Origin of the sequence: Streptomyces violaceusniger Tu 4113 (assembly GCF_000147815.2) — a bacterium.
Classification (GTDB): domain Bacteria; phylum Actinomycetota; class Actinomycetes; order Streptomycetales; family Streptomycetaceae; genus Streptomyces; species Streptomyces violaceusniger_A.
Genome location: NC_015957.1, coordinates 1,768,445 through 1,792,892, shown reverse-complemented (window position 1 = coordinate 1,792,892; position 24,448 = coordinate 1,768,445). Strand labels below are relative to the sequence as shown.

Below are 24,448 nucleotides of genomic sequence, written 5' to 3'. Positions count from 1 at the left end.
GCGGGGGCCTGAGTGCGGCAGGGGTCACCTGCGCCTGTGCACCGGCCGCGGCCGCCATCGCTGGATGCAGCGAGACGTTCGGCTTCCACAAAAGTAAGGCAGCGGAGCGTCAGTGTCTGCACAATTAGTCGGACGTCCTACTATCTGAGACGCGAACAGGGTGACATCGGCCACTGACCCAGGGTGATCACAAAGCGGCACCGCGCCGATAGTCGAGGCCGACCCCCGTCCGACCTCGACCACGGCGGCCGATCGCAGGTCGTCGTGGGCGGTCCCGCGCCTGGTTACCCACGTAAACTGCGGTAAATAGTGCCTACTTGACTGCTTGACGCTAGCACCGCCGCGCGTCGGGCGTCCACAGATTTCCCCCTACGTGCCCCCGGAGCGCACGCCGCCCCCGGACCGCACTGAAGCGGTCCGGGGGCGGGGTCGCGGGGCGGACGGGCCCGGCCCGTCCGCGGGGGCGGTCAGCCCATGTGCGGGTAGCGGTAGTCGGTCGGCGGGACCAGGGTCTCCTTGATGGAGCGGGTGGAGGTCCAGCGCATCAGGTTCTGCTTGGCGCCCGCCTTGTCGTTGGTGCCGGACGCCCGGCCGCCGCCGAAGGGCTGCTGGCCGACGACGGCACCGGTCGGCTTGTCGTTGATGTAGAAGTTGCCGGCCGCGAAGCGCAGCGCCTCGCAGGTGGCGGCGGCGGCCGCGCGGTCCTGGGCGATGACGGCGCCGGTCAGCCCGTAGGGGGCGGCCGACTCCATCTGCTGGAGCATCGCGTCGTACTGCTCGTCCTCGTAGACGTACACCCCGAGGATGGGGCCGAAGTACTCGTCCTTGAAGATCTCGTTCTCCGGGTCGGTGGAGGCCAGCACGGTCGGGCGGACGAACCAGCCCTCGCCGTCGTCGTAGGTGCCGCCCGCGACGACCTCGACCGTCGGGTCGGACTTCGCCCGGTCGATCGCGGCCTTGTTCTTGGCGAAGGCGCGCTCGTCGATGACCGCGGACATGAAGTTGCCGAGGTCGGCCACATCGCCCATGGCCAGCCCGTTGACCTCGGTGGCGAACTCTTCCTTGAGGCCGTTCTCCCACAGGGAGCGCGGCACATAGGCGCGGGAGGCCGCGGAGCACTTCTGGCCCTGGAACTCGAAGGCGCCACGGGTCATCGCCGTCTTGAGCACCGCCGGGTCGGCGGACGGGTGGGCGACGATGAAGTCCTTGCCGCCGGTCTCACCGACCAGCCGCGGATAGGTCTTGTAGTTCTCGATGTTGTTGCCGACCGTCTTCCACAGGTACTGGAAGGTCCGGGTGGAACCGGTGAAGTGGATGCCCGCGAGGTCCGGGTGGGCCAGGGCCACCTCGGAGACGTCCTTGCCGTCGCCCGTGACCAGGTTGATCACGCCCTTGGGCAGCCCGGCCTCCTCCAGTACCTCCATCAGCAGCACGGCGGCGTGCGTCTGGGTCGGGGACGGCTTCCAGACCACCACATTGCCCATCAGGGCGGGGGCGGTGGGGAGGTTGCCCGCGATGGCGGTGAAGTTGAAGGGGGTGATCGCGTAGACGAACCCCTCCAGCGGCCGGTGGTCGCTGCGGTTCCAGACCCCGGGCGAATTGGCCACCGGCTGCTCGGCCAGGATCTGGCGCGCGAAGTGGACGTTGAAGCGCCAGAAGTCGATCAGCTCACAAGGGGTGTCGATCTCTGCCTGCTGCGCGGTCTTCGACTGGCCCAGCATGGTGGAGGCCGCAAGGGTCTCCCGCCAGGGGCCGGAGAGCAGATCGGCGGCCTTGAGGATGACCGCGGCACGGTCGTCGAAGCTGAGCGCGCGCCACGCGGGGGCCGCGGCCAGGGCGGCGTCGATCGCGTCCTGCGCGTCCGCTTGAGTGGCGTTGGCGTAGGTACCAAGGCGGGCGGAGTGCTTATGCGGCTGGACGACGTCAAAGCGCTCCCCCGCTCCCATCCGCTTCTCGCCGCCGATGGTCATCGGCAGGTCGATGGGGTTCTCGCCGAGCTCCTTGAGCTTGGTCTCGAGGCGGGCACGCTCCGGGGTGCCGGGCGCGTAGGTGTGCACCGGCTCGTTCACCGGCACGGGGACCTGGGTGACGGCGTCCATAGTGGCCGTTGTCTCCTTCGATCGTCGGGTTGCGAGGTCTGCGATGCCGAGAGCGGTCAGCGACGGCCGACCAGCGAGCGCAGGAAGAATGTGAGGTTGGCGGGGCGCTCCGCGAGGCGGCGCATGAAGTACCCATACCAGTCTGTGCCATACGGGACGTAAACCCGCATACGGTGGCCTTCCGCCACCAGCCGCTCCTGCTCGGCCACGCGGATCCCGTACAGCATCTGGAATTCGTACTCGTCCAGCTTGCGCCCGAGCCGGTGCGCCAGATCCTGGGCGATGGCGACCATCCGCGGATCGTGCGAGCCGATCATGGGATAGCCCTCACCGGCCATCAGGATCTTCAGACAGCGCACATAGGCGCGGTCCACCTCGCGCTTGTCCTGGTGGGCGACGCTCGCCGGCTCGTCGTACGCGCCCTTCACCAGCCGCACCCGGGAGCCTTCCCCGGCCAGCGCCCGGCAGTCGTCCTCGGTCCGGAAGAGATAGGACTGGACGACGGCGCCGGTCTGCGGGAAGCGGGTGCGCAGCTCGCCGAGGATGGCGAGGGTGGAGTCCACCGTGGTGTGGTCCTCCATGTCGAGCGTGACCGTCGTGCCCGCCGCGGCGGCGGCCTCCACGACCGGGGTCACATTGGCCAGCGCCAGATCGTGGCCCCCGGGCAGGGCCTGTCCGAAGGCGGAGAGCTTCACGGACATCTCCGCGCGCCCGGCGAGCCCCTCGGCGGCCAGCGCCTCGGTCAGCGCCAGATAGGCGTCGCGGCTGCGCAGCGCCTCGACCCGGTCGGTCACGTCCTCGCCCAGATGGTCCAGGGTGACGTCCAGGCCGCGGGCGGTCAGGGACCGCACCGAGCCCAGGGACTCGGTAAGCCGCTCCCCGGCGACGAAACGGTCCACCATCGGGCGGGTGACCGGCGCGGCCGAGACGAGACGGCGGATGGCGGCACTGCGCGAAGCGGCGAGCAGCACGGGTCCCAGCACGGGGCACCTCCACGATGACGGCCGACGAACGGCATCAACAACTCACCGTGAAACTTAAGGATGGCTCGGATCCCGGACCATCGACAGCTGTCACGCATCCGTGGCCGGGATCTCAGACATCTGTATGAGAATGTGAGGGGTGAAACCGGGAAGAGGCGGGCCCCATGCGCGACGACTACCAGCAACTGGTGGACGAGATCACGGCGGTGCTCCGGGCACCCGCGACCCTGGAGAACCGCGACTTCGCACTGATCGCCTTCGGCGCCCAGAACAGCGAAGACATCGATGACACGGAGGAGCCCGCGCTGGACCCGGTCCGCACCCGCTCGATCCTCCAGCGCCGCTCGACGGCGGCGGTGCGGGCCTGGTTCGAGGCGTTCGGAATCGCACGGGCGCAGGCGCCGCTGCGGATTCCGCCCGACCCGGCGGCCGGGGTGTTCATGGGCCGTATCTGCCTGCCCGTCCGGCACCGCGGGGTGGTGCACGGCTATGTCTGGCTGCTGGACGACGGCCACCTCTCCGACCTGGAGCTGGGCGGCCCCACCGGCACGCCGGACCCCCGGCTGGCCCGCGCGATGGAGACCGCGGACCGCATCGGGGCACTGCTGGCGGCCGAGGCGCGGGCCGGGGAGGAGCTCGGCGAGCTGCTGCGCGATGTGCTGACCGGACCGCCGGCCGGCGGGGACGCCGCCCGCGCCGGGCTGCGGACCGCGCTGCGCGGAGCGGGCGACGGGCCGCTGGCGCTGGTGGCGGTGGTGCCGTGGACACCGGGGACCGCCGAGGACGCGGACCACCCCGGACTCCCCCACCTCCCGGGCATCGTGGCCGCATGCGCGCTGCCCGGGACCGCGGCGACCGGGGCGGGGCTGGCGACGCTGGTCCGGCTGCGCGCGGCCACCGCCCTGGACCCGGCCCGTACGACGGCCGAACAGCTCCTGCGCTCCCCCCGGGCCACCACGGGCTCCCCGAACGCGGTACCGGCCGGGGCGGCCGCGGGGGTCAGCGCTCCCCGGCGCGGGCTGGAGGAGCTGCCCGCCGCCTGGCAGGAGGCCCTGGCCGCCGCGCGGGCGGCCCACGCCGATATGCGCCTGGGGCCGGTCGCGGAGTGGTCCGCCATCGGCCCGTACCGTCTGCTGGCCGCGCTGCCCGCACTGCGGCCCGACGCCGCCGTACGCCCGCTGCTGGAGCCCGCCCACGCCGAACTCGCCCGCACCGCCGAGACCTTCCTCGACTGCGCGGGCCAGGCCGGGCGCACCGCCGCGCGGCTGGGCATCCACCGGCAGACGCTCTACTACCGCCTGTCCCGGGTGCGGCAGCTCACCGGTCTCGACCTGGACGCGGGCGAGGACCGGCTGCTGCTGCACATGACCCTCAAGGCCGCCCGTCTCGGGACGCCGCGGCGCTGAGTCCCTCCAGGATCCGCGACCTGACCGACGGCCACCGTCCAGGTCGCCCCGCGCGAGCGGCCGCTCGCCCCGTCAGGAGGCATCACGGGTGAGCAGGCGGAGGTCGACGGTGTCGGCCATGGCCTGCAGACCGGCGTCCGTGGGGTGCACGCCGTCACCGGCGTCGTAGGCGGGCAGCAGGTGATGCGGGTCGCGGGGTCGCGCAACGCGTGGTCGAAGTCGATCACGCTGTCGCATACAGGCGTGCTGCGCAGCCAGGTGTTGACCTGTTCGCGGATCTTCTCGCCGATGTCGCCGAGCTTGCCGTTGGGCGTGATGGTGCCGCAGTGGAAGCGCGGCCCGGCGGCGTGGGCCCGGGCGGCGAGGGCGGAGATCCCGGCGGTGAGGTGCGCGACGGTCAACTGCTCGCCCGGATGGGGTACTTGATGGAGAACAGCAGATTGTCGTGGACCGGCACCTGGTCGGTGACGCCGCGGTAGTAGTCGGGGTCGGCGGAGAGTTTGTCGTCGCCGGTGGACCAGGTGCGGTAGAACACGCGCTTGCCGGCGCGTTCGCAGACCTCGTCGCGCAGTATGCCCACGGTACCGATACGGGCCGGGGACAAGGTGACGATGCTGGGGTACCGGCGCCCGCTGACCTGGCGCACATCCGGGGACGCGCTGGTGATCGACGTCCCCGAGGCGGCACGCAAGGCGGGCGAGCACGCGTGGGTGTTCAAGGTGGAGTGGACCCGCTGAACAGCCGTGCACGCGCGGCAGGCTGTGCCCGGCCCTGCCCGGCCCTGCGCATGGGCCGGCACAGCGGTGGCCGGGAAATCGGTCAGCGAATCTTCGCGGACCCTACAGCGGCGCGGCGCTGAGTCCCTTCAGCCGGCGGCGGGGGACGCGGGAGCGTCGGGGGCGTCAGGGGCCGGGAGTGCGTCAGGCGCCGGGAGTGCGTCGGGGGCCGGGAGTGTGTCGGGGGCCGCGGGGGCGTCGCCGATGATCCGCCGCATCGCCTCGACGAGGTCGTGGGCGCTGGGCATGAGGTCGGGGTCGATGGCCATCTGGACGACCATCCCGCTCACCAGCGTCATATAGAACGAGCCCATGACCCGCGAGGTCTCCTCGTCGACGTCGCGCTCGTCGATGCCGTGGATCAGCCCTACCAGCCCCTGGCGCCCCTCCGGTTGGGCCCGGCCGAAGGCCGCCCGCAGCTCGGGGTCATGCCGAACCTGGAGGATGGCCTCCAACTGGGACTGCCACATCGCCTGGTGCTTGCCGAACAGTTCGAGCACCCGGGTCCACCGGGTCTCGAACCGCTCCCGCAGCTCGGTGTCCTGATCGTCGCCCGCCGGGGCGTCCGCCTCCAGGGACCGCTGGACGTCATCGGCCCAGTCGCCCATCGCCGCGAAGAGCGCCTCCCGCATCAGGGCGTCCTTGGAGCCGTAGTGGTAGCCGATGGAGGCCAGGTTGGCACCCGAGGCGGCCACGATGTCCCGCGCCGTCGTACGGGACCAGCCCTTCTCCTCGATGCAGCGCTTGGCCCCGACCAGCAGATCCTCTCGATGTCCCATGGCGCCAGGGTATCCCGATCCCATACGGCCGTCCTAGACATCCGTTTTACACAGCCGTACTAGACACTTGTTTAAGACGCTCGTATATTCACCGCCATGACCTCGACCTCGACCTCGACCTCGACCTCGATCTCGACCTCCACCGGCCCGCGCGCCGGGCGCAAGGAATGGACCGCCTTCGTGGTCCTGATGCTTCCGCTCCTCCTGGTCTCCATGGATGTGTCGGTGCTGTACTTCGCGGTGCCGGCCATCAGCCGGGAGCTGCACCCCAGTTCCACCCAGCAGCTATGGATCTTCGACATCTACGCCTTCGCCCTCGCCGGGCTGCTCATCACCATGGGAGCGCTGGGCGATCGCTTCGGACGGCGGAAGCTGCTGCTGTTCGGGGCCGCGGCCTTCGGCGCCGCGTCCGTCGCGGCGGCGTACGCCCAGAGCGCCGAGATGCTCATCGCCGCACGGGCGGTGCTCGGAATCGGCGGCGCGACGCTGATGCCGTCGACGATGGCGCTGATCCGCAATCTCTTCCTCGACGAGAAGCAGCGGGCCAAGGCGATCGCGATCTGGTCGTCGGCCATGGCGGGCGGTATCGCGCTGGGCTCGGTGCTGAGCGGGGTGATGATCGAGCACTTCTGGTGGGGCTCGGTCTTCCTGATCAACGTTCCGGCGATGGTGCTGCTGCTGGCGCTGGTGCCGCTCCTGGTACCGGAGTTCAAGGACCCGAAGCCCGGGGCGTTCGATCTGCCGAGCGTGCCGCTGTCGTTGGCCGCCGTGCTTCCGGTGATCTACGGACTGAAGAAGACGGCCGCCGACAACGGCGTCAGCCCGATCCCGTTGCTGTCCGTCGTGGCCGGTCTCGCCATCGGCGCCGCCTTCATACGGCGTCAGCGCACCCGCCGCGACGCCATGATCAGCCCGGAGCTGTTCCACCACCGCGGCTTCGGCCCGTCGATCGCGCTCAACGCGCTGGCCACCTTCGCCATGATGGGCTCGGCCTACTTCACCACCCAGTATCTGCAGTCGGTGCTCGGCAAAAGCCCGTTGGAGGCGGCGCTGTGGAGCCTGGCCCCGTCCGTCTGCGTCGGCATCGCCGGACCGGCGGCCGCTGTGGCGGTCCAGCGCGGCGCCGACCGGGCCCAGGTGATCGGCGCCGGCTTCGTGACCGGGGCCATCGGCTACGGGATTCTGGCCCTGGCCGGCACGGACGCGCTGTGGACCGTGCTGATCGGCGCCGCCGTCCTGGCCAGCGGGATCGTCATGGTGATGTCGCTGGTCACCGACCTGGCGATCGGCACCGTCCCGCCGAAGCGGGCCGGTTCGGCGGCCGCGCTGCTGGAGACGGGCCAGGAGTTCGGCGGGGCGATGGGCATGGCGGTGCTCGGCAGCGTCGGCACCGCCGTCTACCGGAGCGACGTCAAGGACTCGCTGGGCGGCGGACTGCCCAGCGGCGCGCTCGACCAGGTGCACGAGACGCTGGGCGCCGCCGTCGCGGTTGCGGGAAAGCTGAAGGGGCGGACCGGGGAGCAGATGCTGGACGCGGCACGCGAGGCGTTCACCCACGGGATGCGGATCGCGTGCGGCGCCGGGGCGGTGGTCCTGGTGGCGGCCGCGGTGCTGGCCCTGGTGACGCTGCGTCGGGTGGGGGCTGCGGAGGGCGCGGCCGGTTGTGCGGACACAGCCGGGGGCGCGGCCACGGCCAGGGATGCGGACACGGCGGGGGATGTGCCCTCGACCGGCGCGGGTGTGCCCTCGACCGGCACGGACGGGACCGCCGTCCGCGGCGAGACGGTGAGCGAGGCGGCGGTGCCGGGTCGCTGAGCCGTGGCACACCGGAGGGGACCTCACCGACGTGGGGTCCCCTCCGGCGTTACGCACGGCGCGAGTTGGCCGTTACGCGCGTCACCTCACCGCCGGACGCGTCGAATCCGCATCGAACACGACGGCAACCATCTCCCGCCCGGCGGCAACCAGAGGACGGCGGCCGGACGACACCGCCGCCCGAGGGCTGAGCAGCCCCACGCGAGAGGAGTGACGCACCGTGCGCATCACCACCAGAGCGTTAGCGGCAGCCGGGCTCGCCGTCGCCTTCCTGATCGGCGCGGCCCACACACCCCGGGCCGTCGCAGGCGAACTGCCGGGCGCCACCCGGTTCTTCAACGACCCCGACTCGCTCGTCAACAAGTGGGTCGCCGCCAATCCGGGCGACTCCCGGCAGCCGCGCATCGCCTCGCGGATCGCCAATCAACCCCAGGCCCTGTGGTTCTCCCGGTACTCCCCCGCCACCGTCACCCAGGACGTCCGCAAGGTCACCTCCGCCGCCTCCGCCAAGGGCCAGACGCCTGTCCTGGTGTCGTATCAGATCCCCAACCGCGACTGCGGCGGGGCCTCGGCGGGCGGCGCGCCCGACCTCGCGAGCTATGACGCATGGGTGCGCGCCTTCGCCGCCGGGCTGGGCAGCGGGCCCGCGATCGTCATCCTCGAACCCGACTCGATCGCGCTCATCAGTTGCCTCTCGTCCGCCGAACTGAGTGGCCGCTATGCCTCACTGGCCCGCGCCGCCACCGCCATCCACGGCGCGAACCCCAACGCCCGGGTGTACTTCGACGCCGGGCACTCGGCCTGGAGCAGCGCCGCCGTCCAGGCGTCGCGGCTTCGCTCGGCCGGGGTGCTGACCAGCGGCGACGGCATCTACAGCAATGTCTCCAACTTCCGCCGCAGCGCCGACGAGGTGACCTTCACCAAGAGCGTGCTCGCCCAGCTCGGCACCTCCTCGGGGCTCACCGCCGTCATCGACACCAGCCGCAACGGCAACGGCCCCGCCCCCGACAACACCTGGTGCGATCCCCACGGCCGCAAGGTCGGCGAGAACCCGACGGCGAACACCGGCGACCCCGCCATCGACGCCTACTTGTGGATCAAGCCACCGGGCGAACTGGACGGCTGCGCGGGCGCGGCGGGCACCTTCTCGCCGGACTACGCATACGAGTTGGCGGGGTGAGCGCACCCGACCCCGGTCACAGGTGGTCGATCTCGGTGAGGTCGATGTCGATGGTGAACGGGACCGAGACCTTCAGCCGGTCATGGTGGATGCTGGTGGGCACGTAGGTGCGGGTCACCGGGTCCAGCTCGAAGACATGGACCACCGGACGGCGCCCCTCGCCCTTCTCGACCAGCCAGAAGTGCCGAATCCCCGCCTCGGCGTAGAGCTGCGGCTTGCGCTTGCGGTCACGGTCCTCGGACTCCGGCGACACGACCTCCACCGCGAGCACGGCATCGGCCGCGTCATAGCCCGTCTCGTCCGCCTCCGCCGATACGGCCTCCGCGCGCAGGATGGAGATGTCGGGCTCGGGCCGGTTGCGCTTGTCGAGGGCGATGGTCATCTCGCGACAGACCCGGAGCGGCTCGGGCACAGATGCCCGGAGCCCCTTCTCCAGCAAGTACATGGCCAGCGAATGAAAATGCCTCTGCGGGCTCACGAAGACGAGGCTCCCGTCGATCAGCTCAGTGTGCGGCGGGAGCTCCGGCATGCGGTCAAGATCGTCTGCGGTGAATCCGCCCGGGGGCGGAAAAGCCCAGGCCGGAAGCGGTTCAGCAGTCATGGTTCCTCCCATGGACGGGATTCTGGCCGCGTGACCAAGAGTAGCGGGCAGGAACACCGGAGAGGCCACCCACACGAGTGGGGGCGGCGCTCACCGTTGACCCCGGCCGACTAGGACTTGTCCGGGCGATCATGTGCGAAGCCAAATGACCAGCGCGGCTGTGGTGGCTGTGCCGAGGAAGACGTAGCCGCGTTTGTCGTAGCGAGTGGCCACGGCCCGGGACTGCTTCAACCTGTTGATCGCCCGCTCGACCGTGTTGCGCTTCTTGTACCGTTCCTCGTCGAAGCCGGGTGGCCGTCCGCCGCGTGAGCCTTTACGCAGGCGGGCGGCCTGACTGTCGGACTTCTCCGGGATGATGTGCCGGATGCCCCGTCGTCGCAGGTAGTCGCGGCAGGGCCCGTTGCTGTAGGCCTTGTCAGCGGCGAGGCTGTCGGGCTTTGTGCGCGGTCTGCCCGGCCCCGGCCGTGGAACGCGGATCTTCTCCAGCACCGGCTGGAACTGGGTGCAGTCCGCCCGCTGTCCACCGGTGACAATCAGGGACAGCGGGCGGCAGCGGCCGTCGGCGCTCAGGTGGAGCTTGCTCGTGAGTCCGCCGCGCGAGCGGCCCAGTCCCTCACCTCCTGCACCACCTCCACCAGCCGGGCGAGCAGGCTCTGCCACGGAGGCTCGTCCTGGTGTTCTGCTGTTTCGGCCCCCTTTGACGCGGCTGCCGGCGGCGGATCTGTGCGAGCACCGGCCGCGTGCTGATGAGCGCGCACGATGGTCGAGTCGACCGCCAGGTCCCAGTCGATGTCGCCCGCGGCGTCGGCCGCGGCTTGGACCTGCTGCAGCAGGCGTTCCCAGGTGCCGTCGGCCGACCATAGCCGGTGGCGTTCATAGACGGTCTTCCACGGTCCGAACCGTTCGGGCAGATCACGCCACTGCACCCCGGTGCGCACGCGGTGCAGGATCCCGTCGATCACCTGTCGATGATCCCGCCACCTGCCACAACGTCCATTGCTGACCGGCAGGAACGGCCGCAGTCGTTCCCACTCCGCATCCGTCAGATCACCCCGCCCCATGCCACATCAACGATTCAGACACGAGGCAGTCACATGATCGGCCGGACAAGTCCTAGCCGCCCAGCCCGCGCAGGAACACCTCGAGGCCCCCGAAGAACTCCCGTTCCACCCCCACGCTCCGCGCCTGGCGCGCCGTTTCGGCCATGTACGGGAACGCGTCGGACGGCAGCTCGGCGATGGCGACCGTGCCCGCGCCGGACAGCGGCCCGAGGTGTTCGAGCTGGATCGCCCCGATCACATAGCCGAGCAGGGCGCGCAGCGCGAGGACCCGCCGTTCGCCGTCCAGGCCCGCCTCGGTGAGGATCGCCAGCGCCGTCTCCGACCAGCGCAGTCCGCTGGGGGAACGGTGCCGGTGGGTGAGGGTCAGCGGGAGGACCGCGGGGTGGGCGATGATCGTGTCGCGCAGCCGCCCGACCATGATCCGGAGCCGTTCGTCCCAGGGGACCCCGGGCTCCGGCGGCGTGGTGTCGACGGCACTGAGGACGCGCTCGACCACCAGCCCTTCGAGCTCCTCGCGATCGTCGACATAGCGATAGAGCGCCATCGTGCTCATCCTGAGTTCCTTGGCGACGGCACGCATCGAGAGCCCGGCGAGCCCCTCGCGGTCGAGAACGGCGAGGGCGGCCGAGGCGAGCTGATCGGGGGTGAGGGAGCGGGGACGTGGCATGGCGGTTGACAGCGTACGACATACGCTTACGCTGGTGAGCGTATGCTGTACGCCTACGAAAGGGGGCTCCCATGGAGCCCGGTTCCGTCGTCGCCGCCCGCACCCTCACCCCCGTGACCGGCCCGGACGTCGCCGTCCCCGACCCCGGCCGGCTGATCCACCTTCAGTTCCGGCGCTTCGCCGGATGCCCCGTCTGCAATCTCCATCTGCGGTCGATCGTGCGGCGCCATCAGGAGCTCGAGGCGGCCGGAGTCCGGGAGGTGGTGGTCTTCCACTCTCCCGCCGAGGAGTTGCGGAAGCATACGGACGAGCTGCCGTTCGCCGTCGTCGCCGATCCCGGAAAGCGGCTCTACCGGGAGTTCGGGGTGGAGCAGGCGCCGAGGGCCCTGCTCAGCCCGCGCGCCTGGGGGCCGATCGCGCGGGCGCTGCTGACCGGCGCATGGGCGGTCGTCCGTGGCCGGGAGAAGCTGCCCGCGCCCAGCCAGCCCGGGGGCAGGCTGGGGCTGCCCGCGGACTTCTTGATCGGCGGGGACGGCCGCGTCATCGCCGCCAAGCACGGCGAACACGCCTATGACCAGTGGTCGGTGGACGAGCTGCTGGCGCTGGCCGCCCGCGCCCCGCGCCCCGACCCGACGCCCTAATCCACCAGCGCCGAAGGCCCTCCGCTCCGGCGGTGGAGCGAAGGGCCCAGGGAGGCGAGGCGCCGTCAGCCCATATGCGCGGGCAGCGGGGTGGCGCCCTCGGCACTCGGCTCCTGTACGGGGCGCGGGGTGTTCATCAGCAGCGCGATGACCACCGCGGCGCCCACGAGAATCGAGGAGGAGACGACGAAGGCGTGCGAGAAGCCCTCCACCAGACCCGCCTTGGCGGTCCGCGGTGTCATCCGCCCGGCGTGCGAGGCCATGTAGTCGGAGGTCGCGCTGGTGGCGATGGTGTTGAGCATCGCCGTGCCGATCGAACCGCCGATCTGCTGGGCGGTGTTGACGGTGGCGGAGGCGACCCCCGCGTCCCCCTCCCCCACCCCATGGGTCGCGTAGTTCATCGAGGGCGCCATCACCAGCCCCATGCCGAAGCCGACCAGGAGCTCGGCGGGGAGCACCCCCGCCGCGTACGAGCTGTCGACGTCCAGGGGCACCAGCAGTGCGACACCGGTGGCGGCGATCAGCAGACCGGGCGCCACCAGCAGGCGCGGCGGCACCCTGGGGATGAGGCGGGAGGCCACGCCGCCCGCGCCGACCAGCACCGCCCCGGTCATCGGCAGGAACGCCACACCGGTGAGCAGCGCCGAGTACCCCTTGACGAGCTGCATGTAGTACGTGAGGAAGAGGAACATCGCGAACATGCCGACCACCGAGAGGCCGACCGCCAGATAGGCGCTGCCACGGCTGCGGTCCGCCACCACGCGCGGCGGCAGCAGCGGCCGCGCCACGCTCCGCTCCACCAGGACGAAGGCGATGAGCAGCACCGCGCCCAGGATGAGCAGCCCGGTCACCAGCCGGGAGTCCCAGCCCTCGGACTCGGCCTCGCTGCATCCGTAGACCACGGCCACCAGCCCGCACACCGCCAGCAGCACACCAGGGATGTCGAAGCGGGCCCGGCCCTCGGCGCGGGCGTCGGTGGGCAGCACGGACCAGCTCACGGCGGCGATAACGGCGATCGGCACATTGACGTACAGGCACCAGCGCCAGTCGAGGTACTCGGTCAGCAGTCCGCCGACGACCAGCCCGATCGCACCGCCGCCCGCCGCGATCGCGCCGAAGATGCCGAACGCCTTGGCGCGCTCACGGGGCTCGGTGAAGTTCACCGCGAGCAGCGACAGCGCCGAGGGGGCGAGCAGTGCGGCGAACGCGCCCTGCAGGGCGCGGGCCGCGAGCAGCATCTCGAACCCGGAGGCGGCGCCGCCGAGCGCGGAGGCCCCGGCGAACCCCAGCAGGCCGATGAGGAAGGTGCGCTTACGGCCGGTGTAGTCCGCGATCCGGCCGCCGAGCAGCAGCAGACTGCCGAACGCCAGGGTGTAGGCGGTGATGACCCACTGCCGGTCGCCGTCGGAGATGCCGAGGTCCTTCTGGGCCGACGGCAGGGCGATGTTCACGATGGTGATGTCGAGGACGATCATCAGTTGGGCCAGGCCGATGAAGACGAGTGCGAGCCAGCGCCGGGGGTTCGCCTCGGGCGGCGTCTTTGAGGGCTGGGACATGACCATGCCTTTCTGGTCTTGCGGAAGGCGAGCGGAGCGGGAGATCAGTCGGAGTCGTCGGTGTCCTCGGCACGGGCTTCGGAGCGGGCGGCGCGGGCGTCGTCGATCACTTGCTGCCGGAGGCGTTTGAACGCCGCGGCGTCGACGGCCGGGCCGCCGAGCGGGGTGGTGGGCCGCGGGGAGCCGGCGGGGCGCAACCCGTCGATATAGATGTCCAGTTGGCGATGGGCGAGGGCGTCATCGGCGGCGAACCGGCCACCGCCGGGCAGCGGCCGCGACAGCCGCATGATCATCATCGTGATGTCGCCGAAGACGACATCGAGCCGGATCAGCCCCTGGGCCTGGGCGCTCAGAAGCAGCGCGTCGACCGGGTCGACGACATCGCCGGGGACGCCGTCGAGGATCTCGTCGACGGTGAAGCGGCCCAGCAGCGCGGGCATCACCGAGCCGATCTTGAGATCGAGGGCGGCGTGCATAAAGCGGCGCAGCGCGAGCCGGGCGTCGTCCTCCTCGGCGGCGGCCCGGCTACCGGCCTCGACCAGCGCGCTCAGCACCTCGATGGCGACCCCTCGGTGCAGATCGTCGCGGTGCGGAAACCGGCGGTAGAGGGTCGCGATGCCGACCCCGGCGCGCCGGGCTATCTCATCCAGCGGGGCATCGGGCCCCTGATCGGCGAAGACCTCGCGGGCGGCGCGCAGGATCTGCTCCCGGTTGCGCCGCGCGTCGGCGCGCATGGGCGGGACGTCGGCAAGGGCGTCGGCGTCGGTGTCTGCGGACACGGGGCTCTCCTGACAGCGCATACGAAAGCTATGTGGAGAAATTTTCTCCACATAGCGATGAGCGTAGCGAGCCGACCCGCATTATTCAACACATGATGAAAAAGGTCCGGGCCCCCTCCGCACGCCCTGCCGCCAGGGGCGCACAACGAATCCGGGCCCGGCCCCCGCCGAAGCGGGGGCCGGGCCCAGATGGGTGACTGCCTACGCGGCTCAGACCAGATTGACCGAGCGGGCCGAGGAGGCGCCGATCTCCTCGGCGATCTCGGTGAGCACGGGCTGCGGAATGGTGTCGTCCACCGTGAGCGCCACCAGCGCGGCACCGCCCGCCGCCGCCCGCGAGACCTGCATCCCGGCGATGTTGATACCCGCCTCGCCCAGGATGCGGCCGAGCGTGCCGACCACACCCGGGCGGTCGGTGTAGCGGAGGAAGGCCATGTGGTCGGCGAGCGCCAGATCCACGTCGTACTCCCCGACCGCGACGATCTTCTGCTGATGCTTGTGACCGGCCAGCGTGCCGGAGATCGAGACCTCCTCGCCATCCGACAGGGTGCCGCGCACGGTCACCACATTGCGGTGCTCGCTCGACTCCGAGCTGGTGGTCAGCCGCACCTCGACACCGCGCTCCTGCGCGAACAGCGGGGCGTTCACATACGACACGGTCTCGTCGACGATGTCCTCGAAGACACCCTTGAGCGCCGACAGCTCCAGCACCTTGACGTCGTGCTGGGTGATCTCGCCGTACACCTCGACATCGAGGCGGACCGCGACCTCGCCCGCGAGCGCGGTGAAGATCCGCCCCAGCTTCTCGGCCAGCGGCAGCCCGGGGCGCACATCCTCGGCGATGACGCCACCCTGGACGTTCACCGCGTCCGGGACCAGCTCGCCGGCCAGCGCCAGCCGCACCGAGCGGGCGACCGCGATGCCCGCCTTCTCCTGGGCCTCACCGGTGGAGGCGCCCAGATGGGGGGTGACCACCACATTGTCGAACTCGAACAGCGGGGACTCGGTGCACGGCTCCTGGGAGAAGACGTCCAGCCCGGCCCCGGCCACCCGGCCCTCCTTGAGGGCGGCGGCCAGCGCCACCTCGTCCACGATCCCGCCGCGCGCGGCGTTGACGATCCGGAGCTCCGGCTTGACCTTGTGCAGCGCCTCGTCGCCGATCAGGCCGACCGTCTCGGGGGTCTTGGGGAGGTGGACGGAGATGAAGTCGGAGACCTCGAGCAGCTCGTCCAGCGAGAGCAGCTTCACGCCCATCTGCGCGGCCCGCGCGGGCTGCACATACGGGTCGTACGCGACGACCTTCATGCCGAATGCGGACATCCGCTGGGCCACCAGGACGCCGATGCGGCCGAGGCCGACGACGCCGAGGGTCTTCTCGCTCAGCTCCACACCGGTGTACTTGCTGCGCTTCCACTCACCGTTCTTCAACGCGGCACTGGCCTGCGGGATGTTGCGGGCCGTGGCCACCAGCAGACCGCAGGCGAGCTCGGCGGCGGTGACGATGTTGGACGTCGGCGCGTTGACGACCATGACGCCGGCCTTGGTGGCGGTCGAGACGTCCACATTGTCCAGGCCGACGCCCGCGCGAGCGACCACCTTCAGCTTCTTCGCCAGGGCGATGGCCTCGGCGTCGACCTTGGTCGCGCTGCGGACGAGGATCGCGTCCACACCGGCGATGGCGGGAAGGAGCTCGGCTCGGTCCGCCCCGTTGCAGTGCCGGATCTCGAAGTCCGGGCCCAGGGCCTCGACCGTCGCCGGAGAGAGCTCTTCGGCGATGAGTACGACAGGTTTACCAGTGGAAGCAGTGCTCACGTGGTCTTCAGTCCTCACTAGTCCTCAGCGGACGGCCGTCCCGACGGCCGCTGGCGGTGAAGGGGTCAGCCGCGTGGAAGACGCACGACGCTGTGAGCCTGACGCGCTTGCTGCTGTTGAGTGTAGTGGCGGTCGGGCCTACGTCATGTGCCGTTGCGGCAGGATCACCCGCACGTGGTGGTGCGCGGTGGACAAAGCGCGAACCGGGTGCGGCGGGGGTTCAGCGAACCCCCGCCGCACCCGGGGCACGGCCGCCGCGCCACCAGGCGCGGTTACGCCTCCTCGTCCACCCAGCTCATGAGCTTGCGCAGCTCCTTGCCGGTGGTCTCCAGCAGGTGGTTCTCGTCGGCCTTCTTCAGCTCGTTGTACTTCGGCAGACCGGCGTTGTACTCCGCCATCCAGTTCTTGGCGAAGGTGCCGTCCTGGATCTCGCCGAGGAGCTTCTTCATCTCGGCCTTGGTGGAGTCGTTGATGATCCGCGGACCGGAGACGTAGTCACCCCACTCGGCGGTCTCGGAGATCGACCAGCGCATCTTCTCCAGGCCGCCCTCGTACATGAGGTCCACGATCAGCTTGAGCTCGTGGAGGCACTCGAAGTACGCGATCTCCGGCTGGTAGCCGGCCTCGACCAGGGTCTCGAACCCGGCCTTGACCAGCGCCGAGGTGCCGCCGCACAGGACCGCCTGCTCACCGAAGAGGTCGGTCTCGGTCTCCTCGGTGAAGGTGGTCTTGATGACACCGGCGCGGGTGCCGCCGATGCCCTTGGCGTACGACAGGGCCAGTTCGAAGCCGTTTCCGGTGGCGTCCTGCTCGACGGCCGCGATACACGGCACGCCGCGGCCCTCCTCGTACTGGCGGCGGACCAGGTGGCCCGGGCCCTTGGGGGCGACCATGCAGACGTCCACATGGGCCGGGGGCTTGATGAAGTCGAAGCGGATGTTGAGACCGTGCCCGAAGAACAGCGCGTCGCCGTCCTTCAGGTTGTCCTTCACGGACTCCTCGTAGACCTTCGCCTGGATCGGGTCCGGGACCAGGATCATGATCACGTCGGCCTCGGCAGACGCCTCGGCGGGGGTGACCACGCGCAGGCCCTGCTCCTCGGCCTTCGCCTTGGACTTGGAGCCCTCGTGCAGACCGACCCGGACATCGACGCCCGAGTCGCGCAGCGACAGCGCGTGGGCGTGGCCCTGGCTGCCGTAGCCGAGGATTGCGACCTTACGGCCCTGGATGATGGACAGGTCGGCGTCGTCGTCGTAGAACAGCTCGGCCACTTCGGGAATCTCCTAGCGTGTGGGTTGTGCTTCCCACCGTATGACGGGCGGGCGGCTGAAGGTTTCGGGGTCTCGCCATACGGTCCGGCGCTCAGGGCAGCACCGGACCATCGTCCCCGCTGGTGGGGCGGGTCAGGCGGACCGGTCGAGCGCGCGCAGGCTCCGGTCGGTGATGGAGCGGGCGCCACGCCCTATGGCGATGGTGCCGGACTGGACCAACTCCTTGATGCCGTACGGTTCCAGCATCTTGAGCATGGCCTCGAGCTTGTCGCTGCCGCCGGTGGCCTCGATGGTGACGGCCTCCGGGGAGACGTCCACGGTCTTGGCGCGGAAGAGCTGGACGATCTCGACGATCTGGGAACGGGTCTCGTTGTCGGCGCGGACCTTCACCAGGACGAGCTCCCGCTGAATCGCCTGGCCGTCCTCCAGCTCGACGATCTTCAGCACATTGACCAGCTTGTTGAGCTGCTTGGTGACCTGCTCCAGCGGCAGCTCCTCGACATTGACCACGATGGTGATCCGGGAGATGTCGGGGTGCTCGGTGACGCCGACGGCCAGCGAGTCGATGTTGAAGCCGCGGCGGGAGAACAGGGCGGCGATCCGGGCGAGGATGCCGGGGGTGTTCTCCACCAGGACGGAGAGCGTGTGCTTGGACATGGGCTCGGTCTCTCTTCTTCTCTCGGTCCTGGTCTCAGTCGTCCGCGCCGTCGCCGAAGTCCGGGCGGGTGTCGCGCGCCGCCAGGATCTCGTCATTGGAGGTGCCGGCCGCGACCATCGGCCAGACCATGGCGTCCTCGTGGACGATGAAGTCCACGACCACCGGGCGGTCGTTGATCGCGTTGGCCTTCTCGATCACGGCGTCGAGGTCGGCCGGGTCCTCGCAGCGCAGCCCGACGCAGCCCATGGCCTCGGAGAGCTTCACGAAGTCGGGGACACGGGTGCCCGCGTTCTGCTGGGCGGGGGTGTCGGGGCCCGAGTGCAGGACCGTGTTGGAGTAGCGCTGGTTGTAGAAGAGGGTCTGCCACTGGCGGACCATGCCCAGCGCACCGTTGTTGATGATCGCGACCTTGATCGGGATGTTGTTCAGCGCGCAGGTGACCAGCTCCTGGTTGGTCATCTGGAAGCAGCCGTCACCGTCGATCGCCCAGACCGTACGGCCCTCGGCACCGGCCTTGGCGCCCATGGCGGCCGGGACGGCGTAGCCCATGGTCCCGGCGCCGCCCGAGTTCAGCCAGGTGGCGGGGATGTCGTAGTCGATGAAGTGGGCGGCCCACATCTGGTGCTGGCCGACGCCCGCGGCGAAGATCGTGCCCTCCGGAGCGAGCTGTCCGATCCGCTGGATGACCTGCTGCGGGGAGAGGCTGCCGTCGGCGGGCTGGTCGTAGCCGAGCGGGTAGGTCTCCCGCCACCGGTTCAGGTCCTCCCACCAGCCGGAGTAGTCACCGGCGCGGCCCGCGTCGTGCTCGGCCTGGACGGCGACGACCAGGTCCGCGGTGACCTCGCGGGCGTCCCCGACGATGGGCACGTCGGCGACGCGGTTCTTACCGATCTCGGCCGGATCGATGTCCGCGTGGACGATCTTGGCGTAGGGGGCGAAGGAGTCCAGCTTGCCGGTGACGCGGTCGTCGAAGCGGGCGCCGAGCGCCACGATCAGATCGGCCTTCTGCAGGGCGGTCACCGCGGCGACGGTGCCGTGCATGCCCGGCATGCCCAGGTGGAGGTGGTGGCTGTCGGGGAAGGAGCCGAGCGCCATCAGGGTGGTGGTGACCGGCGCGCCGGTCAGCTCGGCCAGCACCTTCAGCTCGGCGGTGGCCCCGGCCTTGATCACGCCGCCGCCGACGTACAGCACCGGGCGCTCGGCCTGGGTGATCAGGCGGGCGGCCTCGCGGATCTGCTTGGCGTGCGGCTTGGTGACCGGGCGGTAGCCGGGCAGATCGATCTGCGGCGGCCAGGAGAAGGTGGTCTGCGTCTGGAGGACGTCCTTGGGGATGTCGACCAGGACCGGGCCGGGGCGGCCGGTGGAGGCGATGTGGAACGCCTCGGCGATCGTGCGCGGGATGTCCTCGGCCTTGGTGACCAGGAAGTTGTGCTTGGTGATCGGCATGGTGATGCCGCAGATGTCCGCCTCCTGGAAGGCGTCCGTGCCGATGGCCTTGGAGGCCACCTGGCCGGTGATCGCGACGATCGGGACCGAGTCCATATGCGCGTCGCCGATGGGGGTGACCAGGTTGGTGGCGCCGGGGCCCGAGGTGGCCATGCAGACGCCGACCTTGCCGGTGGCCTGGGCGTAGCCGGTGGCGGCGTGGCCCGCGCCCTGCTCGTGCCGGACGAGCACGTGCCGCACCTTCGAGGAGTCCATCATCGGGTCGTAGGCGGGGAGGATGGTGCCGCCGGGGATGCCGAAGACGGTGTCGGCACCCACTTCCTCGAGGGAACGGATGAGGGACTGCGCGCCCGTGACGTGCTCGACGGGGGCGGACTGCGGTCCGCCGCTACGGGGCCGAGGCTGGGGGTGATGGGACCCGGGGGCCTGCTCGGTCATCGGCATTCTCTTCTCGAAGATGAGGTTCGGTGCGGGAGGGAAGGGGCGGGGCGGTGCACCGGGCCCTGCCGGTGCAACAAAAAACCCCTCGTGCCGTAAAGGCAAGCGAGGGGAGCGCGCCGGTGAGGGTCCGCAGGGCTTCGATGAGCCCTGCTCAGCCGACGCGCTGTCCAAGTACGAGAATTCGGGTGCGCATGGCTCCGACCCTCCCCCCCGCGCATATCGGGTGTCAAGTGGGTGGGACGGGCGTCTCAGTATTTGAGCGGGTCGGCGGGTGGGTGTGCGGCTCCGTACGGCGCGGACCGTGGGAGCCACCATGCCCGGTGTGACCGCCGTACCGGATCGGCAGGGCGCCGCCGACGAGCAGCGGCGGCTCCGAACGCGGGACGGGATAGCCGCCGCGCAGCAGGGCCCGGCGCAGCCGGTGCTCGTCCAGCGGTCCACTGAAGGCCGCCCCTTGGGCGTGGGTGCATCCCATACCGCGCAGGGTGACGATCTGCTCGGGCAACTCCACCCCCTCTGCGATGGACTGCATTCCGAGGTCTCCGGCGATCCTCAGCAGCCCAGCGGTGATCTTGTGGAGCCGTGAGGACTCCACCACTCCCTCGACCAGCCCGGGGTCCAGTTTCAGCACATCGATGGGGAGCCTGCGCAGTGCCCTGATGGCGGCATAGCCGCTGCCGAAGCCGTCGAGGGCGATCCGCACCCCCAGACGGCGCAGCGCGCCGAGGCGGTGCTCCAGCTCGTCGAGCGGCACCCGTGGATCGCTGTCGGTCAGCTCCAGGATCAGCGCGCCGGACGGCAGCCCATGGCGGGCCAGCAGGGTCTCCACGGCCTTGGGCGGCAACGACTTGTCCACCAGCCGGCTCGCGGGGAGCCGTACGCAGACCGGGACCGGATGGCCGTCGCGGCGCCGCTGGGCGGCCTGCTCGACGGCCGCCTCCAGCATCCAGCGGGACAGCTCGGCGGTGCGGGCCGTGTCCTCACCGCCCCCACGGCCGTTGTCGGCGACCCGGAGGAACTCGGCGGGGGTGAACAGGATCCCCTGGGCCGAGCGCCAGCGGGCCTGCGCCGCGACGGCGGTGATCCGGCCGCTGGTCAGCTCGACGACGGGTTGGTGCAGCAGCACGAACTCCCCGTCGTGCAGGGCGGCACGGAGTCTGGTGGCGACCTCGGCGCGGCGCGCCACCTCGGCCTGCATCTGCGGTGCGTACAGCTCGACGCGGTTCTTGCCCGCGGCCTTGGCGCGGTACATCGCCAGGTCGGCGTTGCGCATCAGGGCGCCGGGGCTGGTGCCGGGCTCGGCGAAGGCGACGCCGATGCTGGCGGCCACGCGGACCTCGGTGCCGCCCTCGACCCGGTAGGGCTGGGAGAGCCGGACCCGCAGCCGGTCGGCGATCTCCATGATGCGCTGCTCGCGGGCGCCCGCGTCCCCCGCGCCGTCGCCGTCGCCGATGATCAGGGTGGCGAACTCGTCGCCCCCGAGCCGGGCCGCGCAGTCGCCGGACCCGGACCGCACGGACTCCTGGAGCCGGCGGGCGGCCTGGACGAGCAGCTCGTCACCGGCGTGGTGGCCGACGGTGTCGTTGACCGCCTTGAAGCCGTCGAGGTCGATGAAGAACACGGCGGTGCCGGCGTCCGTACGGCGGCGGCCTCCGACGGCGTGCCGGACCCGGCGGGTGAACAGGGCGCGGTTGGGCAGATCGGTGAGCGGGTCGTGCTCGGCGTTGTGCTGGAGCTGGGCCTGGAGCCGGACCCGCTCGGTGACATCGCGGCTGTTGAAGATCAGCCCGCCGTGGTGGCGGTTGATCGTGGACTCCACGTTGAGCCAGTCGCCGGAGCCGGAGCGGAAGCGGCACTCGATGCGCGTCGTGGGCTCCTCGCCCGGTGCGGCGGCCAGGAACCGGCGGACCTCGTGGACCACGGATCCGAGGTCCTCGGGGTGGATGAGGGAGGCCAGCTCGGAGCCGACCATCTCGTCCGCGTCGCGGCCGTAGACCCCGGTGGCGGCCGGGCTGACGTAGCGCAGGACTCCGGTGGGTGCGGCGATCATGATCACATCGCTGGAGCTCTGCACCAGGGAGCGGAAGTGATTCTCCTTCTCGGCGAGCTCCTGGGTGAGCCTGATGTTGTCCATCAGCATGATCGCTTGTCGGACGACGAGCGCCAGCACGACCGCGCAGGCGGTGGAGAGCACCACCCCGTCGATCGGCCGGCCGTCCATCACGTTGAACAGGACCCCCAGGGTGCAGACGGCGGCGGCGAGATACGGCGCGAGTGCGGCGAGCGAGCCCGCGATGGGGACGCTCTGCTGCGGGGTGCGGCGCGCCGACGGCGGGTCCTGGGCGGCCTCGCGGCGGGCCACCCACGGGGCGTAGGCCAGCAGCGCGGAGCCGGCGAACCACCCGGCGTCGAGTATCTGCCCGGAGCGGTAGTGCTCACGCAGCAGTGGTGAGGTGAACAGCGCGTCGCACAGCACGGTGAGCGCGAAGGCGGCGATCGCGGTGTTGACCGCGGATCGGTTGCCCGTCGAGCGCCGGAAGTGGAGCACGATCACCATGCTGACGAGCACGATGTCCAGCAGCGGATAGGCGAGTGCAAGGGCCCCGCGGGCCACGGAGGCGCCGTCCCCGCCGAACTGCCCGGTGTGGGCGAGCGCGAGGCTCCAGGAGAGGGTCACCAGCGATCCGGCGATCAGCCAGGCGTCCAGCCCCAGGCAGATCCACCGGGCCCGGCTCGTGGGGCGCTTGGCGAGCACCAGCATCCCGACGATGGCGGGCGGGGCGAAGAGCAGAAAGCAGAAGTCGGCGGCCGAGGGGGTCGGCACGGGATGGCCGAGCACCACCTCGTACCAGCCCCAAACGCCGTTGCCCAGCGCGGCCATGGCCGAGGAGGCGGCGAACAGCAGCCAGGCCGGGCGCAGTCGCCCGGCGTGCCGGCGGCCGTGCCACAGACAGGACACCGCGGCGGCGAGCGCTGCCGCGCTGAGTCCGAAGTCACCCATGACGAGCGCGAGTTGGGACGATCCCCAGCCGAGGACCGCACCCGCCGCATAACCGCCACAGACCAGGGCGAGGACCACTTGCGGTAACAGCCCGGCACCGCCGCCGGAGACCGACGGCCGGGCGAGCACCGCTCCCATGGCGCTCACTGGACTGCCATCCACTGTGTGGCGGACCACTGGCGCCGCGGGGACCCCGGGAGTGGTATCCCCGCGGGCCTCGTCGAGTTGGAGATCCGCGCGGCTGCGCGGAAGTGTCGCGGTCGACGCCTGAGCTGCGTCGGGTTGTCGGTCCATCGGCCATACATCGCCCGTCGCCCCCCTCGAGTTCCGGTCCATCGCTGACGCCGTCAGGTCAGTGGCGCAGCCCCCGCTCGGGACGATACACCAGACTGGTCACTCAGGGACATAGGCCATCTACGGTCCGTAACCGACTACGGCGTTGTATATACGCAGTGGAGTCAATCGGTGCCTGTATGTGGTGCCAGAGGCATGTCTACCCCGTCGTGGCGACGAGATGTGCCAGCGACTCGCCGCGTGCGAAGCGGTTGAGCTGATCCCTCAACAGCCGCTTGGCGCGCGGGAGGAAGGCCGACGTGGGGCCGCCCACATGCGGGGAGATGAGCACCCCTGGAGCGTGCCACAGCGGATGCCCGGCGGGCAGTGGTTCGGGGTCGGTCACATCGAGCGCGGCCCGCAGCCGGCCCGACTCCACCTCGGTGAGCAGGGCCTTGGTGTCCACGACCCCACCACGGGAGACGTTCACCAGCAGCGCCCCGTCCTTCATCCGCGAGAGGAACTCCGACCCGGCCAGGCCGCGGGTGGCCTCGGTGAGCGGGGTCACCAGCACCACCACATCGGCCTCCGGAAGCAATTGGGGCAGTTGGTCGATCGGATGCACCGGGCCGCGCTCGGTCGTGCGCGGGGAGCGCGCGACGCGCGCCACCCGCTCGCACTCAAAGGGCACAAGCCGGTCCTCGATCGCGCTGCCGATGGCCCCGTAGCCGACGATCAGTACGGACTTGTCGGCGAGCGCGGGGCGGAAGCCGGAGCGCCACTCCTCGGCGTCCTGGCCCCGGACGAAGTCGGGGATACCGCGCAGCGAGGCCAGGATCAGGGTGAGGGCGAGCTCGGCGGTGCTCGCGTCGTGCACCCCGCGTGCGTTGCACAGCCGTACCCCGGGGGCGAGGTCCGCCAGCGCGGGCTTGATGTGGTCTATTCCGGCGGTGAGGGTCTGCACTACCCGCAGGTTGGTCATGGCCGACAGCGGGCGGGTGCACACCTGCGGCGGCTTCATGTACGGGACGCAGTAGAACGCGCAGCGCGCCGGGTCGGTGGGGAAGTCGGGGCCGCCGTCCCAGTGGGCGTATTCGAGGGTGTCGGGCAGGCCGTCGATCTCCTCGGGCGGGATGGGCAGCCACACCAGGTCGCGCGCTTCGGATGAACCCTGAGTCGCATCGTGCTGGCGGAACGTATCGC

21 protein-coding genes are annotated in these 24,448 nt (G+C 70.7%); 5 read left to right on the top strand and 16 right to left on the bottom strand.

Annotation, left to right across the window (positions count from 1 at the left end; genetic code table 11):
* Positions 1-467: 467 nt before the first annotated feature.
* Together pruA and STRVI_RS07985 are read right to left on the bottom strand one after the other, a co-directional pair.
* The gene (gene pruA, locus STRVI_RS07990; protein WP_014055127.1) at positions 468-2,099 is read right to left on the bottom strand and encodes an L-glutamate gamma-semialdehyde dehydrogenase; all 1,632 of its coding nucleotides are present in this window, start codon (positions 2,097-2,099) and stop codon (positions 468-470) included.
* 56 nt (positions 2,100-2,155) lie between these two features.
* The gene (locus tag STRVI_RS07985; RefSeq protein WP_014055126.1) at positions 2,156-3,082 is read right to left on the bottom strand and encodes a proline dehydrogenase family protein; all 927 of its coding nucleotides are present in this window, start codon (positions 3,080-3,082) and stop codon (positions 2,156-2,158) included.
* A gap of 164 nt (positions 3,083-3,246) precedes the next feature.
* Here STRVI_RS07985 and STRVI_RS07980 point away from each other — a divergent pair, with 164 nt between their 5' ends.
* On the top strand, positions 3,247-4,488 hold the full coding sequence (locus STRVI_RS07980; RefSeq protein WP_014055125.1) for a PucR family transcriptional regulator: 1,242 nt from the start codon (positions 3,247-3,249) through the stop codon (positions 4,486-4,488).
* Between the two features lie 72 nt (positions 4,489-4,560).
* Here STRVI_RS07980 and STRVI_RS52535 read toward each other — a convergent pair whose 3' ends face one another.
* Together STRVI_RS52535 and STRVI_RS07975 are read right to left on the bottom strand one after the other, a co-directional pair.
* The gene (locus STRVI_RS52535) at positions 4,561-4,725 is read right to left on the bottom strand and encodes a hypothetical protein (protein WP_167543196.1); all 165 of its coding nucleotides are present in this window, start codon (positions 4,723-4,725) and stop codon (positions 4,561-4,563) included.
* Between the two features lie 160 nt (positions 4,726-4,885).
* On the bottom strand, positions 4,886-5,068 hold the full coding sequence (locus STRVI_RS07975; RefSeq protein ID WP_086019619.1) for a hypothetical protein: 183 nt from the start codon (positions 5,066-5,068) through the stop codon (positions 4,886-4,888).
* Here STRVI_RS07975 and STRVI_RS47580 point away from each other — a divergent pair.
* Positions 5,061-5,225 carry an alpha-L-fucosidase C-terminal domain-containing protein gene (locus tag STRVI_RS47580; RefSeq protein ID WP_086019618.1) on the top strand — a complete coding sequence of 55 codons (165 nt, stop codon included), beginning with the start codon at positions 5,061-5,063 and terminating at the stop codon, positions 5,223-5,225. The genes STRVI_RS07975 and STRVI_RS47580 overlap by 8 nt on opposite strands.
* A gap of 128 nt (positions 5,226-5,353) precedes the next feature.
* Here STRVI_RS47580 and STRVI_RS07970 read toward each other — a convergent pair whose 3' ends face one another.
* On the bottom strand, positions 5,354-6,043 hold the full coding sequence (locus STRVI_RS07970) for a TetR/AcrR family transcriptional regulator (protein WP_106685637.1): 690 nt from the start codon (positions 6,041-6,043) through the stop codon (positions 5,354-5,356).
* 96 nt (positions 6,044-6,139) lie between these two features.
* Here STRVI_RS07970 and STRVI_RS07965 point away from each other — a divergent pair, with 96 nt between their 5' ends.
* Positions 6,140-7,858, top strand: a complete 1,719-nt coding sequence (locus STRVI_RS07965; RefSeq protein WP_014055121.1) for an MFS transporter — start codon at positions 6,140-6,142, stop codon at positions 7,856-7,858.
* Positions 7,859-8,078: 220 nt separating this feature from the next.
* Positions 8,079-9,038: a glycoside hydrolase family 6 protein gene (locus STRVI_RS07960; RefSeq protein WP_014055120.1), complete on the top strand. Its 960-nt coding sequence runs from the start codon at positions 8,079-8,081 to the stop codon at positions 9,036-9,038.
* A gap of 16 nt (positions 9,039-9,054) precedes the next feature.
* Here the strand turns inward: STRVI_RS07960 and STRVI_RS07955 are convergent, their stop codons facing one another.
* From STRVI_RS07955 to STRVI_RS07940, 3 genes are all read right to left on the bottom strand, one after another.
* The gene (locus STRVI_RS07955; protein ID WP_014055119.1) at positions 9,055-9,639 is read right to left on the bottom strand and encodes a Uma2 family endonuclease; all 585 of its coding nucleotides are present in this window, start codon (positions 9,637-9,639) and stop codon (positions 9,055-9,057) included.
* A gap of 129 nt (positions 9,640-9,768) precedes the next feature.
* Positions 9,769-10,700, bottom strand: a protein-coding gene (locus STRVI_RS47575; RefSeq protein ID WP_435532578.1) for an IS5 family transposase whose coding sequence is annotated in 2 segments (ribosomal slippage) — positions 9,769-10,320 and positions 10,323-10,700 — 930 coding nt in all. Because the reading frame shifts where the segments join, the coding sequence is not laid out codon by codon here.
* A 52-nt stretch (positions 10,701-10,752) separates the two neighbouring features.
* Positions 10,753-11,367 (bottom strand): TetR/AcrR family transcriptional regulator, encoded by a 615-nt coding sequence (locus tag STRVI_RS07940; RefSeq protein ID WP_014055118.1) that lies wholly within the window; start codon positions 11,365-11,367, stop codon positions 10,753-10,755.
* 71 nt (positions 11,368-11,438) lie between these two features.
* On the opposite strand from STRVI_RS07940, the gene STRVI_RS07935 reads away from it, so the two are divergent.
* Complete coding sequence (locus tag STRVI_RS07935; protein ID WP_014055117.1) at positions 11,439-12,008, top strand: peroxiredoxin-like family protein; 570 nt, start codon at positions 11,439-11,441, stop codon at positions 12,006-12,008.
* A gap of 65 nt (positions 12,009-12,073) precedes the next feature.
* On the opposite strand, the gene STRVI_RS07930 is transcribed toward STRVI_RS07935, so the two are convergent.
* The 8 genes from STRVI_RS07930 to STRVI_RS07895 all read right to left on the bottom strand — a co-directional run bounded on the left by STRVI_RS07930 (position 12,074) and on the right by STRVI_RS07895 (position 24,392).
* Positions 12,074-13,564, bottom strand: a complete 1,491-nt coding sequence (locus STRVI_RS07930; protein WP_014055116.1) for an MFS transporter — start codon at positions 13,562-13,564, stop codon at positions 12,074-12,076.
* 44 nt (positions 13,565-13,608) lie between these two features.
* Entirely contained in the window at positions 13,609-14,343 is a 735-nt protein-coding gene (locus STRVI_RS07925) for a TetR/AcrR family transcriptional regulator (protein WP_014055115.1), read from the bottom strand.
* Positions 14,344-14,553: 210 nt separating this feature from the next.
* On the bottom strand, positions 14,554-16,155 hold the full coding sequence (serA, locus tag STRVI_RS07920; protein WP_014055114.1) for a phosphoglycerate dehydrogenase: 1,602 nt from the start codon (positions 16,153-16,155) through the stop codon (positions 14,554-14,556).
* A gap of 272 nt (positions 16,156-16,427) precedes the next feature.
* Entirely contained in the window at positions 16,428-17,426 is a 999-nt protein-coding gene (ilvC, locus tag STRVI_RS07915; protein WP_014055113.1) for a ketol-acid reductoisomerase, read from the bottom strand.
* Between the two features lie 132 nt (positions 17,427-17,558).
* Entirely contained in the window at positions 17,559-18,083 is a 525-nt protein-coding gene (ilvN, locus tag STRVI_RS07910) for an acetolactate synthase small subunit (protein ID WP_014055112.1), read from the bottom strand.
* Between the two features lie 34 nt (positions 18,084-18,117).
* A complete protein-coding gene (locus STRVI_RS07905; protein ID WP_043235556.1) occupies positions 18,118-19,968 on the bottom strand; it encodes an acetolactate synthase large subunit in 1,851 nt (616 codons plus the stop codon).
* A 229-nt stretch (positions 19,969-20,197) separates the two neighbouring features.
* On the bottom strand, positions 20,198-23,110 hold the full coding sequence (locus STRVI_RS07900; RefSeq protein ID WP_014055110.1) for a putative bifunctional diguanylate cyclase/phosphodiesterase: 2,913 nt from the start codon (positions 23,108-23,110) through the stop codon (positions 20,198-20,200).
* Between the two features lie 355 nt (positions 23,111-23,465).
* On the bottom strand, positions 23,466-24,392 hold the full coding sequence (locus tag STRVI_RS07895; protein WP_050993636.1) for a 2-hydroxyacid dehydrogenase: 927 nt from the start codon (positions 24,390-24,392) through the stop codon (positions 23,466-23,468).
* Positions 24,393-24,448: the final 56 nt, after the last annotated feature.